9 protein-coding genes are annotated in these 13008 nt (G+C 61.0%); 2 read left to right on the top strand and 7 right to left on the bottom strand.

The window, feature by feature from the left end; translation table 11 throughout:
- Window positions 1–102 precede the first annotated feature (102 nt).
- Window positions 103–1653, top strand: a complete 1551-nt coding sequence (locus tag ACR0E6_RS14870) for a proton-conducting transporter transmembrane domain-containing protein (protein ID WP_170736068.1) — start codon at window positions 103–105, stop codon at window positions 1651–1653.
- Between the two features lie 15 nt (window positions 1654–1668).
- A complete protein-coding gene (locus ACR0E6_RS14875) occupies window positions 1669–4080 on the top strand; it encodes a YbcC family protein (protein WP_480584708.1) in 2412 nt (803 codons plus the stop codon).
- Between the two features lie 48 nt (window positions 4081–4128).
- Here the strand turns inward: ACR0E6_RS14875 and ACR0E6_RS14880 are convergent, their stop codons facing one another.
- The 7 genes from ACR0E6_RS14880 to ACR0E6_RS14910 form a co-directional block, all read right to left on the bottom strand.
- Window positions 4129–5274, bottom strand: coding sequence for an iron-containing alcohol dehydrogenase (locus tag ACR0E6_RS14880; protein ID WP_480584711.1), 1146 nt, complete (start codon window positions 5272–5274; stop codon window positions 4129–4131).
- Window positions 5271–6653, bottom strand: coding sequence for an aldehyde dehydrogenase family protein (locus tag ACR0E6_RS14885; protein WP_480584714.1), 1383 nt, complete (start codon window positions 6651–6653; stop codon window positions 5271–5273). The genes ACR0E6_RS14880 and ACR0E6_RS14885 overlap by 4 nt, the downstream gene beginning before the upstream one ends.
- 94 nt (window positions 6654–6747) lie before the next feature.
- On the bottom strand, window positions 6748–8109 hold the full coding sequence (locus tag ACR0E6_RS14890; protein WP_480584717.1) for a glutamine synthetase family protein: 1362 nt from the start codon (window positions 8107–8109) through the stop codon (window positions 6748–6750).
- Complete coding sequence (locus ACR0E6_RS14895) at window positions 8106–8855, bottom strand: N-formylglutamate amidohydrolase (RefSeq protein ID WP_480584720.1); 750 nt, start codon at window positions 8853–8855, stop codon at window positions 8106–8108. Before ACR0E6_RS14895 ends, ACR0E6_RS14890 begins: the two co-directional genes overlap by 4 nt.
- A 16-nt stretch (window positions 8856–8871) precedes the next feature.
- Window positions 8872–9645, bottom strand: coding sequence for an inositol monophosphatase family protein (locus tag ACR0E6_RS14900; RefSeq protein ID WP_480584723.1), 774 nt, complete (start codon window positions 9643–9645; stop codon window positions 8872–8874).
- Window positions 9646–9672: 27 nt separating this feature from the next.
- A complete protein-coding gene (locus ACR0E6_RS14905) occupies window positions 9673–12117 on the bottom strand; it encodes a GcvT family protein (RefSeq protein WP_480584725.1) in 2445 nt (814 codons plus the stop codon).
- An 8-nt stretch (window positions 12118–12125) separates the two neighbouring features.
- Window positions 12126–13007, bottom strand: a complete 882-nt coding sequence (locus tag ACR0E6_RS14910; RefSeq protein WP_480584728.1) for a choline/ethanolamine kinase family protein — start codon at window positions 13005–13007, stop codon at window positions 12126–12128.
- Window position 13008 lies beyond the last annotated feature (1 nt).

The following is a 13008-nucleotide window of genomic DNA, read 5'->3' on the forward strand; positions in this document are numbered from 1 at the left end:
ATGAACGAAAACCTCAGAACAATGAATTTTTTATTGAGCTGCACGCGCAATATGTCCTGCGAAACGGGCCGAGTCAGCCCAAGACCAAAAGGGACGCGCAAAATGCTTCATCTTTTTCTTCCATTGTTGAGCCCGCTGATTCTGCTGGCATCGGCGTATTACGCCAGTCGTCATCCGGGGTTACGGCCGGGCAATGTCGCGAAACTGTCCGAATGGGCCGCCCTGGCCGCCTTTGCGGTGGCTGCTATCTCGGCGCTGCTGCTGGTGACGCAGGGTTCCGGCACATCGCCGCTGATTGGCTTTTTGGGTTTAGGGTTATCAGTGCGACTGGATGCAGTCAGCGCCATCATGCTGGTTCTGGTCAGCTTTATCGGCTGGATCGTGTTGCGCTACTCGGCCACTTATATGGACGGCGAAGCACGGCAAGGTGCGTTCACAGGCTGGATGTCTGCCACGCTTGCGGCCGTTCTGCTGTTGGTGATGTCGGGCAATCTGGTCCAACTGTTGGCGGCTTGGATCGCGACCAGCCTGATGCTGCACCAGTTGCTTTTGTTTTATCCAGAACGCACCACCGCTCGACGTGCTGCTCGTAAAAAGGCCGTGGTGGCGCGGATCAGCGAAGGTGCGCTGGCCGTTGCGGTCGTACTGCTGCTTGCCAGCTACGGCACCACCGACATTGCGACGATCCTGTCTTCGGCCCAAGGAAACGCCCTGACCATCGTCGCGGCCTTGCTGATCGCGTTGGCTGCGGTCATGGCCTCGGCCCAGTTCCCGATCCACGGCTGGCTGACCGAAGTAATGGAGGCCCCGACCCCGGTATCCGCCCTGTTGCATGCAGGCGTCATCAATTCCGGTGGCTTCCTGCTGATCCGCTTCGCCGACGTCATGCTGGTCGCCCCGGGGATCATGGCAATGCTGGTCATGCTGGGTGGATTCACCGCGCTGTTCGGCGGGTTGGTCATGCTGACGCAACCGGCTGTAAAAACCTCGCTGGCGTGGTCCACCATCGCGCAGATGGCCTTCATGATCATGCAGTGCGGTCTGGCCCTGTTCCCGCTGGCCCTGCTGCATATCGTGGCGCACTCACTGTACAAGGCGCACGCCTTTCTCAGCGCGGGTGAGGCCGTGCGGAACGTGGCCGCAATTCGCCGCCCCGGCCCGGTCGCGGTGCCAAGCGCAAGGAATGTGGTGCTGGCCTTTGCCACGGGCATTCTGATCTACGGCATCGTGGCGGCGGTGTTTGGCATCGACGGCAAGTCGGTCCAGGCCATTGCGCTTGGCGTCATCCTGATCTTCGGCGTCGCCTACCTGTTGGCGCAGGGTTTCGCGGATGCAGCGCCCGGAGCACTGACCCGTCGCACGGTGATCTACGCCAGCGTCACCTCGGTCAGCTACTTCGTGCTTCAGATCATCGCGCAAAAACTGACCGCAGGCACCCTGCCCGCGACCCCAGCTCCGGGACCGTTGGAATGGGCGCTGATCATCCTCGCCTTGATCAGCTTTGGCGCGGTCGCGCTGGCGCAATCCACCTTCCCGCTTTGGGCCTCGCATCCTGCTGCGGCGGGCATCCGGGTGCATTTGTCGAACGGGCTTTATGCCAATGCAATCTTTGATCGGCTGCTGGACGGATGGTCCAAGCGGCAGACTGTGTAAGAGGGGTTCCCCAAGATGTACATGAAACACGAAAGCTATCCCGCAGCCCTTTTGGAACTGGTCGCACTGGCCAATGACGCGGCCCGTCAGATCCCGCCGCTGTTTCCCCTGTCCTCGAATGTTGCGGTGAACCCGTTTCTTGGGCAAACCAACGAGCCTTTGGCCGTCACCGCCGCCCGACTTGGCCGGGTTGCGGGAACGCGGATCATGCCGGATCGCACGGCGTTTGCAGAAAAGTTGAACGCCGGAGAGATCACCGAGGGTGATCTGCTTGAAGCACTGGCCCATATCGACAGCCCGTTTGACACACCGTCGCCAGAGGATTTGGCAGCAGCGCTTGAAACCCAGGCGGCACATCCCGCACCTCTGCCCACTGTCGCTGATCTGGCCGCAGAAGTTTCGGGGATCGACTGGCCCGGCCTGATTGACGAACGGATCGGAGCCTGGGCCGCCAGCCACTTTGATCAGGGTCAGGCGCTGTGGCAGGCCAACCGCACCGGCGGGGCCTATATTGCCTGGCGTGAATTCGCCACACGTGATCTGACGCTCGAGATACACGGCCTGAAAGGTTTTGGTGCTTTTGTCGCCGGCACCAACCGCTCGCAATGGCGGGCGATTGGCCGGGCGTCCGAGGCGCTGGGGGTGACGCCCAAAGCCGCTGGAACCGCCTTCCACCGCTGGCTGATGACGCTGGGCGGATGGGCGCAATATGCGCGCTATCTGCTGTGGCAGGCCGAGCTTGAAGGCAAGACCGACACCACCACGACCGAGTTGCTGGCCATCCGCATGGTGTTTGAAGAGGCGCTGTTCGACCTTTATCGCGATCAGATTGCCGAACGCTGGGCCGAGACCGTCGCGCAACACGAAACTCCGGTTACACCATCCCGCGATATGGTGATCGACGCAGTGCTGCAGGATGCCGCTGAACGCGCGCAACAACGCCAGTTGGGACAGTCGCTTGCCAAGCGGCAACCGCGCAAGATCGCGGGCCGCCCGATGGTTCAGGCCGCGTTCTGCATCGACGTCCGGTCAGAGGTCTTTCGCCGCGCCCTGGAAGCGCAGGGCGAAGGGATCGAAACCCTCGGTTTCGCAGGCTTCTTCGGCCTCGCCAGCGCCCACAAGGCGGCGGGTTCTGATGTGACCGAATTGCGGGGGCCCGTGCTGCTAAACCCCGGTGTCTGCTCGCATGCGGCTGAGGAAACGCAGGCCGACCTCAACCGCCGCTACTCCGCACGGGCCAAGCGCGCCTGGGGCCGGTTTAAGCTGGCCGCGGTGTCCTCTTTTGCCTTTGTCGAAGCGACGGGGCCGGTCTATGCCGGAAAGCTGCTGCGGGATGCGCTGGGGAAAAGGCATGGAGGGGCTGCGTTCGATCCTGCACCCAAGCTGGATCCATCAATTGACCTGCCCACACGGATCGCATCGGCAAAAGCCATCCTTGGTGCCATGTCCCTGACCAGTAACTTTGGCCACATCGTCATGCTGACCGGTCATGGCGCGGATGTGACCAACAACCCGCATGAAAGCGCCTTGCAATGCGGCGCGTGCGGCGGCCATGCCGGAGATGTCAGCGCCCGCCTTCTGGCAGGTCTTTTGAACGATCCAGCCGTGCGCAACGGGCTGCGCGAAGAAGGGATCGATATCCCCAGGGACACGCTGTTCCTGGCCGCCATGCACCACACGACGACGGATGAGGTGACACTGTTCGAACAGGACCAGCCAACCGGGCAATGGGCGCAGAATATCGCGCAACTGAAGATGTGGCTGCAATCGGCGGGGCGGCTTGCCCGGACCGAACGCTCAGCACGTCTGCCTCGGGCCCGAGGGGCCCGCGACATCGCCCGCCGCGCCACAGACTGGGCCGAGTTGCGCCCCGAATGGGGTCTGGCCGGATGCCGGGCCTTCATCGCCGCACCCCGGTCCCGGACGGATGGAACCGGCCTGTCAGGTCAAACCTTCCTGCACAGCTATGACTGGCGGGACGATACCGGGTTTGGCGTGTTGGAACTGATCATGACCGCCCCGGTCGTGGTCGCAAGCTGGATCAGCCTGCAATATTATGGCTCGACCGTTGCGCCGACCCTGTTCGGCGGCGGCAACAAGCTGCTGCACAACGTGGTAGGAGGCATCGGCGTGGTCGAAGGCAATGGCGGTGCGCTGCGCCACGGCCTGCCTTGGCAATCGGTGCATGATGGCGAAACCTATCAGCACGACCCGCTGCGCCTGTCGGTGGTCATCGAAGCCCCGCGTGAAGCAATGAACGACATCCTGAGACGCCATCAAAGCGTCAAAGAGCTGTTCGACAACCGCTGGCTGCACCTGATCGCCATGGACGAAAACGGCGATCTTGCCTGGCGCTACACGAAAGACCTTGAATGGGTCCCTATGGTGAAGTCCGAGATCAGCGAAAACGCCATCGCAGCGGAATAACCGCATCGCATGAAAGGCCCGGCGTGTTTCCCCGCCGGGCCTTGTGCTTTACAGCGCCGCTTTGAACAGCTGGGTCAGGTTTTCCCTGGTCAGATTGATCGGATTGCCGCCACAGGACGGATCAATGATCGCACCTTCGACCAGTTCCGGGATCACCGCCTCGGTCACACCCAGTTCGGACAACGTGCGTGGGATGCCGAGCGAGTCGTTGAATTCCTGCACAAAGTCCCTGAACCCGTCGAACCCGCCTTCGATGCCCAGATAGGCTGCAGCCGACTGGAACCGGTCAGCAATGGCAGGGGCATTGAACTCCAGAACGCTGGGCATGCAGACGGCGTTGGTGGTCCCGTGATGGGTGTTGAAATGCGCGCCGATCGGGTGACTCATGGCGTGAATCGCACCCAGACCCTTCTGAAATGCGGTCGCGCCCATGGCTGCCGCACTCATCATCTGGGCGCGGGCTTCGATATCGGTTCCATCGGCATAGGCACGCGGCAAGTAGTCCTTGACCAGCCGCATCCCCTCCAGCGCAATACCCTGAGACATCGGGTGGTAGTGCGGGCTGGAAAACGCCTCGACACAATGGGCAAAGGCATCCAAACCGGTACCTGCTGTGATGAACTTGGGCATCCCCACGGTCAGTTCCGGGTCGCAGATCACCACCGAGGGCAGCACTTTGGGATGGAAGATGATCTTCTTCACATGGGTTTCGGAATTGGTGATGACGCTGGCGCGGCCCACTTCGGACCCGGTCCCGGCGGTGGTCGGTACCGCAATGATCGGCGCAATCACGTCGGCATTGGCGCGGGTCCACCAGTCGCCAATATCCTCGAAATCCCAGACGGGCCGCGTCTGACCGGCCATGAAGGCCACCATCTTGCCCAGATCCAACCCCGAACCGCCGCCAAAGGCGATCACCCCGTCATGGCCACCCGCCTGATAGGCCACAACCCCGGCGTCGAGGTTCTTTTCATTCGGGTTCGGATCCACATCCGCAAACAACCCGCGCCCCAGACCGGCGGCCTCCATGATATCCAGCGTTGCGACGGTAATCGGCAGATCAGCCAACCCCTTGTCGGTCACCAGCAGAGGGCGCTTCATCCCGGCCGCCGCGCAGGCCTCGGGCAGCTCCCGGATGCGGCCAGCACCGAATTTTATCGCGGTCGGGTAGGACCAGTTTCCAACAAGGCTCATGATGTCACCTTCTTCAGATGGTAGGATTTGGGGCGGGTCAGGTTGTGATAGCCGATGACCGAAAGGCCACCGCCCCGCCCGGTATTCTTGCAACCGGTCCAGCACAGGCCGGGGTCCAGATAATCGGCCCGGTTCATGAACACGGTACCAGTCTCGATCTGGTCCCCCACCCGTGCCGCGCGGTCCACGTCGCGGGTCCACAGGCTGGCGGTCAGGCCGAACTCACTGTCATTCATCAGCGCGATCGCTTCTTCGTCGCCAGACACTTTCATGATGCCCACCACGGGACCAAAGCTTTCATCCCGCATCACCCGCATCTCGTGGGTCACATTGGTCAGGATCTGAGGGGTCAGATAGGCGCCGCCATCATCTTCGGCGAAAGTGTCGATATGGGCCACAGCGCCATCGGCCACGGCCTCGGCAATCTGCTCCCGCACTTCATCGGCAAAGCGCACATTGGCCATCGGACCAAGCGTCGTTTCACTATCCAGCGGATTGCCCAGCTTATAGCCCTTTACGATCTCAACCGCCTTGGCGACAAAATCATCATAAAGACTCTCATGCACGTAAATCCGCTCGATCCCACAGCAACACTGGCCCGAGTTGAACATCGCCCCGTCAATCAGCGTATCGACCGCAGCATCCAGATCGGCATCCTCTATGACATAGCCGGGGTCCTTGCCGCCCAACTCGGTTCCGACGCCGGTAAATGTCCCCGCCGCCGCGCGCTCCATCGCCTGACCACCACCGACCGAGCCGGTGAAGTTCACAAAATCAAACGCATTGCCTGCGATCAGATCATTGGTCACGTCATGGCTCAGAAACACGTTCTGGAACACATCCTCGGGCACACCCGCCGCATGGAAGGCCTGCGCCATACGTTCACCCACCAACAGGGTCTGCGTGGCGTGTTTCAACACCACCGTATTGCCTGCGATCAACGCCGGAGCGACCGTGTTGATCGCGGTCATGTAAGGGTAGTTCCAGGGCGCCACCACAAACACCACCCCATGCGGAATGCGCTTGATATAGCGCCTGAACGTCTCATCCTCGCCCACCGCGATATCCGCCAGAGACGCTTCAGCAATCTCCGCCATATGGCTGGCCCGCTCGTTAAAGCCGCCAAACTCACCGCCATAGCGCACCGGCCGGCCCATCATATGCGCCAGTTCCGGCACGATCTGCTCATTCATCGCGCCGACAGCGGCGACACCGGCCATCACCAGATCAATTCGCTCCTGCAATGGTCGCGCCGCCCAGCCAGCCTGCGCCGCCCGTGCCCGGCCAGCATCCTCAAACGCCGCCTCCGGCGACAGCACCTCGCGTTCCGCAAAAACTGACCCATCAATCGGCGAGACACATCGCAACATCTGCCCCATATCCACTCCATCTACCAGAAACGCAGGGTCCCCTGCTTCTTCTGTTCAAAAATACCTCGGGGAGCGCGAGGGGCTGGCCCCTCGCTCCTGCCCTTTACGCCCGCTCAAACCCGCGCGCAATTTCCCAATCGGTCACCACACGCTCGAACTCTTCGATCTCAACCTCAGCCGCGCGCGCATAGTGATCCACCACCTCATCCCCCATAGCAGCCCGCAGCATGGCCGACCCATGCAACGCATCCCGCGCCGCGCGCAGGTTGCCCGGGATCATGCCCGTATCGCCCTGATAGACGTCACCTGTGGCGGGCGGCTGTAACTCCAATCCTTCCTCGATCCCCGCAATCCCGGCGGCCAGCATCCCGGCCATCGCCAGATAGGGGTTCATGTCTGAGCCCGGAATTCGACATTCCACCCGAACCGCCTTGGTGCCATCGCCGCACAGACGGAATCCGGCGGTGCGGTTGTCCACCGACCAGATGATCCGCGTCGGCGCAAAGCTCCCCTTCATGAACCGCTTGTAGCTGTTGATGTAAGGCGCCATGAAATAAGTGTAATCGGCGGCGTATTTCAAAAGACCCGCCATGTAGCTTTTCATCAGCGCCGACATGCCCAACGCATCCGACTGGTCATAAAACGCAGGCTGCCCATCCTTCCACAGCGACTGATGCACATGCGAAGAACTGCCCACCTTTTCATGATGCCATTTCGGCAGGAAGGTCGCTGCGTGCCCATGCTGCCACGCGATCTCTTTCACCGCGTTTTTGGCAATCGAGTGATATTCCGCTGTCGCCATCGCCGGTGCGTATTTGATGTTCAACTCTTCCTGCCCGGTCTCGGCCTCACCTTTCGAATTCTCGACCGGAATGCCCGCATCCCACAAATGGTTGCGGATCGGGCGCATCACATGCTCTTCCTTGGTGGTCTGAAGGATGTGGTAATCTTCGTTGTAACCCGAGATTGGCTCCAGATCGCGAAAGCCTTCCTTGCGGATCTGGTCAAAACTCTTTTCGAACAGGAAAAACTCCAGTTCGGTCGCGCACATCGCCTCATAGCCCATGGCTTTCAGGCGGTTCACCTGTTTCTTCAGGATCGAACGCGGCGCGTGCGGCACCTCTTCATGCGTATGATGATCCAGCACATCGCACATAACCATTGCGGTGCCCTCAAGCCACGGCACCGGGCGCAGCGTGCTCAGGTCCGGCTTCATGACATAATCGCCATAGCCCCTCTCCCAACTGGTCGAGGCGTAGCCGTCCGGTGTGCCCATCTCAAGATCGGTCGCCAGTAGGTAATTGCAGCAATGGGTCTCTTCCCACGCGCCCGCAACAAAGTGGCCCGCATGGAACCGCTTGCCCATCAGGCGGCCCTGCATATCGACCATGCAGACCAGAACCGTATCCACTTCGCCCGCAGCGACCTGCGTCTTGAGATGTTCGAAGGTAAGTGTTGCGGTCAAGTTGCGTCCTCCCTGAGTTCCTGAATGGCGGGTCTGAGCAGCGCCAGTAATTCATCCGCCACCGTGGCAACCTGTTGATCCGAACGCAACAGATCGTTGCGCACTTCGATCATGACGTTCGCCAGTCCCCGGCTGATCGCGTGCAGGCGCAGGGAATGGGTTACACCGTCCAACGGCCCATAGGGCTCGTTCCGCTCGATCCGGCGGCCCGAAACCTGATCCACGTGATCCAGCATCAGATCGACCAGACGGCTGTCCTCATCATGCAGCAAGCCGATTTCGACGGCGCGGGGTTGGCCGAAATAAATGGGCGTAAACGAATGGACCGTAACCAGCACCGTATCAGGCCCGCGCACGCCCAGAACCCGCGCGACGGCGTCGCAGAACGGATCATACACGGTCGCCGTGCGCAGCCTGCGCTGTTCAGGGCTCAGATCAACATTGCCCGGCACCTCGATCAGCTCGGATTTCACCGGCATGGCACTGGCGGCTTCGGGCGGGCGGTTGCAGTCATAAACCAGCCGCGACACGGTCGAGGCCACAGCGGGCGCATCCAGCGCCTGTGATAACCGTACTGTCAGGTCGCGCGCACCGGGATCCCAGGCAGCGTGACTTTCGCGATCCGCCTCGGCCAGTCCCAACTCGTCGTAATACGGCGGGATAAACGCGCTGGCATGTTCGCACAGCAACACCACGCGCCCCGCCCCATCGGGGTTAATGATCTCAACAGTAGGGCGGCTTTTCAATTCTCGGCTCCATCGGTTAGGCTTTCAAAAGGCTCAAAAGCTCGGCGTGCAATTCGGGGGTTGCGGCTGACACAACCGCCACGTCGGATTGCATGGTCAGGGCCTGCCCCTTCCAATCGGTCATCACCCCGCCAGCCGCCTCGATCAGCGGGCAGAGTGCAAGGTAATCATAGGGTTGAAGCTCATAATCCACCACTGCATCCACATGCCCGGCTGCCAACAGCGCATGAGGGTAGCAATCATACGCAAAGCGGCGGGTCTGCCCGGCCCGCATCAGACGGTCAAAGACCGACGGTTGATCGCGGTATATCTTGTCGCCCTCATTCACATACAGGATCGCCTGTTCCAGACGTGTCACGTCCGAGGTCTGAATGGCCCGATCGTTCAGCGTGGCCCCGCTGCCACGCGCGCCCACAAAGGTTTCATTCATCGCGGGCATACCAACGATGCCAAGCTGCGGCTGACCATCGACAAGATGCGCCAGCAGGAACCCGAACAGGGGATGCCCGGACAGGAACGAACGTGTGCCGTCAATCGGGTCAATCACCCACAGATGCCGCCCATCACCGTCTTCCTTGCCCTGTTCCTCACCGAATATGCCGTGATCCGGGAAGTGCTGGCGCAGATAGGTCCGCACCTCGGCTTCCACGCCCCGGTCGGCCTGGGTAACAGGGCTTTCATCCTGTTTGAATTCCACCCCCAGCGTGCCCCGGAAATACCGCATCGCCGCCTGCGACGCGATATCCGAGATCGCCTTTGCGTGGTCTTCAAGCGCCATGGCATCCAGCATGTCAGGTTCCTTTTGACTGCATTCGGGTCACGCCTTGATCCGCTCCATTTTCGGATCGTAAAGCGGCTGTAGCGAGACCTGACACGGCACGCGTCGGGTCGCAACCTCAAGCTCATAGGTGCCAGAGGTGACAAACTCCGCATCGACCCCATCCGGATTGCGGACATAGCCGTAGCCGATGGATTTACCCACCATGTAGCCATAGCCGCCCGAGGTCAGCCAACCGACGCGTTTACCGTCGCGATAGATCGTCTCGCGCCCCAGCAGCACTACATCCGGATCGACGGTGAAACAGGCGAGCATCTTTTTGACGCCCGCGGATTTTTGTTTTTCAGACGCCGCGCGGCCTTTGAAATCGACATCCTTGCGCAGTTTCACGGCCCAACCCAGCCCGCTTTCGAACGGCGTGTGATCCGGCCCAATCTCGGCCCCCCAGGCGCGATAGCCTTTCTCAAGCCGCAGCGATTCAATGGCGCGGTAGCCTGCGTTGACCAGACCATGGGGCTGACCCGCCTGCATCAGCGCGGCGTATACCGTCTGGGCGTATTCCACCGGCAGGTGCAATTCCCAGCCCAGTTCGCCCACATAGGTCACGCGCAGGGCTTTGACCGGGCAACCGGCGATGCCGATGGTGCGGACCGTGCCGAATTTGAACCCGTCATTCGAGACATCATCCCGCGTCACTGCCGCCAGAATATCCCGCGCCTTTGGTCCCATCAGTGACAGCACTGCATTGGATGAAGTGATGTCGAACAGCTGGCAGTTCATGCCATCGGGGATATTGCGGCTGATCCAGTCGAAATCATGGGTGGCAAAGCCGGTGCCGGTGACGATGTAGAACTCATCATGCGCGACGCGGCCCACGGTCAGGTCACATTCGATCCCGCCCTTGTCGTTCAGCATCTGAGTATAGGTCAGCGCACCCACCGGCTTGTCCACGTCATTGGCGCAGATCCAGTTCATCGCGGCCAGTGCATCCGGCCCCTTCAGGGCAAATTTGGCAAATGAGGTCTGGTCGAACAGCACCGCTGCCTCCCGCGCTGCCTTGTGTTCCCGGCCCACAGCGGCGAACCAGTTCTGGCGACCAAAGCTGTATGCGTCTTTGGGCGTCTCACCCAGCGAGGTATCCGCATACCAATTGGGACGCTCCCACCCCAGTTTCTCACCAAAACACGCGCCCTGTGATTTCAGCGTGTCATAGAGCGGCGACTTGCGGCAGGGGCGGCCCGAGTCATGCTCCTCATGCGGCCAGCCCATTGTGTAGTGCTTGCCGTATGCCTCAATCGTGCGGGTGCGGACCCAGTCGGTGTCGAAATGCGGGCGGCCAAAGCGGCGAATATCGGCAGACCACAGGTCGAACGGCGGCTCGCCCTTGTGCACCCATTCAGCCAGCGCCATACCCGCGCCGCCGCCTGCGGCGATGCCAAAGGCGTTGAAGCCCGCGCCGACGAAGAAATTGTTCAATTCGGGCGCTTCGCCGATGATGAAATTGCCGTCAGGCGTAAAGCTTTCCGGCCCGTTGGTCAGGGTTTTGACCCCTGCGTTTTCCAAAGCGGGCACACGACCCAGCGCCAGTTCCATCAACTGTTCGAAATGGTCGAAATTGCTGTCGAGCAGCGTGTAGTGGAAGCCCTGCGGAATGCCCTTCGTGGCCCACGGGATCGGGTTCGGCTCGTACCCGCCCATGACCAGCCCGCCGACTTCTTCCTTGTAGTAGGTCAGCCGGTCGGGGTCGCGCAGGGTCGGCAGGTTACCGGGCACGTCAAAGGGCTCAGTCACCATATACTGATGCTCCATCGGCACCAGTGGCACGTTCACCCCAAAGCGCCCGGCAAAGGTGCGGGTCCACTGACCGGCACAGCAGATTACCTTTTCGCATTCGATGCGGCCATGTTCGGTGATCACGGCGCGGATCTTGCCATCTTCGATCTCGATATCGGTGACCTTGGTGTCCTCGAAAATCTTCGCTCCGGCCATGCGGGCACCTTTGGCCAGCGCCTGCGTGATGTCTGAGGGGTTCGCCTGCCCATCCGTCGGCAGATAGGCCGCACCGATCACGTCCGAGACGTCCATCAGCGGCCACAGTTCCTGCGCCTCGGAGGGCGTGAGCAATTGCATGTCCAGACCAAAGGAATGCGCGGTGGTGGCCTGTCGTTTGACCTCGGTCCAGCGTTCCTCGTTACAGGCCAGCCGCAGGCCACCGTTCATTTTCCAGCCGGTACCGAGGCCGGTTTCTTCTTCGATCTTGTTATACAGATCGACCGAATAGCCCAGCAATTGCGTGATATTGGCGTTCGAACGCAATTGCCCCACCAGCCCGGCGGCGTGAAAGGTGGTGCCCGAGGTCAGTTTCTTGCGTTCCAGCAGCACCGTGTCGGTCCAGCCCAGCTTGGCCAGGTGATACGCGGTCGAGCAGCCGATGATCCCGCCGCCGATAATGACGGCTTTGGCTGTTGTCGGAAGGTCGGTCATGTCTGTCCTCAGGTATTTTTGAAATCGGTAAGGGCCGCGCGGAACCGCGCGAGGTTTTCAGCCGTGTAGGCCGCATAGTCAAAGTCGATATCCGAGGTGATCTCGGACACCATGCTCCACATCGTTTCGCGCAGCAGCGAGGCGCATTTCATCGCCGTATAGCGGTGGCGCAGGTCGTCGGTGACGGGGGTCTGGAAATAGGCCTCCAGCATCCAATCTTCTTGATCCGGTGAAAGCCCGTTGTTCGAGGCCAGCCCGCCCAGATCGAACAGCGGCGAGTTGAACCCGGCATAGTCGAAATCGATCAGCCACAGGCGGGTGCCATCGTCCAGAAAGTTGCCGCAGAGCAGATCGTTATGGCCAAAGGCCATGTCATATGGCCCGGCCTCGGTTTCCAGATCGTTACCCGTTTGCACCAACTCCGGGATCAGGGCCACGTGGGCGCTGCCGCGTTCCGCAAGCGTGGCGGCATAGTCGCGGATGACGTGGAACACCCAGAACACCAGTGACGGGCCGCGCAGGTATTTGGGCACCTCGATATGGCATCGCTTTACCAGATCCAGCACACGAGGCAGCATGTCGGGGTGGCGCACGTCCTCTTCCGTCAGGGTGCGGCTTTCGATGAATTCCAGCACCGTCAGATCGCCCGAGGCATGGACCACCGCAGGGGAAAGACCTGCGGCGTGGGCGGCTTTCGTCGCGGCGAGCTCGTTGAAGCGCATCACCTGATGCAGCGGGATGTCGTCGCCGACACGGACCACATAAGATCCGCTGGTATCCGTCACTTTGTAATTCACATTGGTGATGCCACCGGTCAGCGGTTCGGCTGCGATCTCACCCTGCCAGATCGGCAGAGCGCGGATGCGAGTCATCAGGTCGGAATGGTTCATG

The organism is Ruegeria sp. AP12, from assembly GCF_056540025.1.

What these genes read in the sequence shown, in the direction of transcription:
- ACR0E6_RS14870 (WP_170736068.1), top strand. Translation starts at nt 103, where the DNA reads ATGCTTCATCTTTTTCTTCCATTGTTGAGCCCGCTGATTCTGCTGGCA.
- ACR0E6_RS14875 (WP_480584708.1), top strand. Translation starts at nt 1,669, where the DNA reads ATGTACATGAAACACGAAAGCTATCCCGCAGCCCTTTTGGAACTGGTC.
- ACR0E6_RS14880 (WP_480584711.1), bottom strand. Translation starts at nt 5,274, where the DNA reads ATGAGCCTTGTTGGAAACTGGTCCTACCCGACCGCGATAAAATTCGGT.
- ACR0E6_RS14885 (WP_480584714.1), bottom strand. Translation starts at nt 6,653, where the DNA reads ATGGGGCAGATGTTGCGATGTGTCTCGCCGATTGATGGGTCAGTTTTT.
- ACR0E6_RS14900 (WP_480584723.1), bottom strand. Translation starts at nt 9,645, where the DNA reads ATGCTGGATGCCATGGCGCTTGAAGACCACGCAAAGGCGATCTCGGAT.
- ACR0E6_RS14905 (WP_480584725.1), bottom strand. Translation starts at nt 12,117, where the DNA reads ATGACCGACCTTCCGACAACAGCCAAAGCCGTCATTATCGGCGGCGGG.
- ACR0E6_RS14910 (WP_480584728.1), bottom strand. Translation starts at nt 13,007, where the DNA reads ATGAACCATTCCGACCTGATGACTCGCATCCGCGCTCTGCCGATCTGG.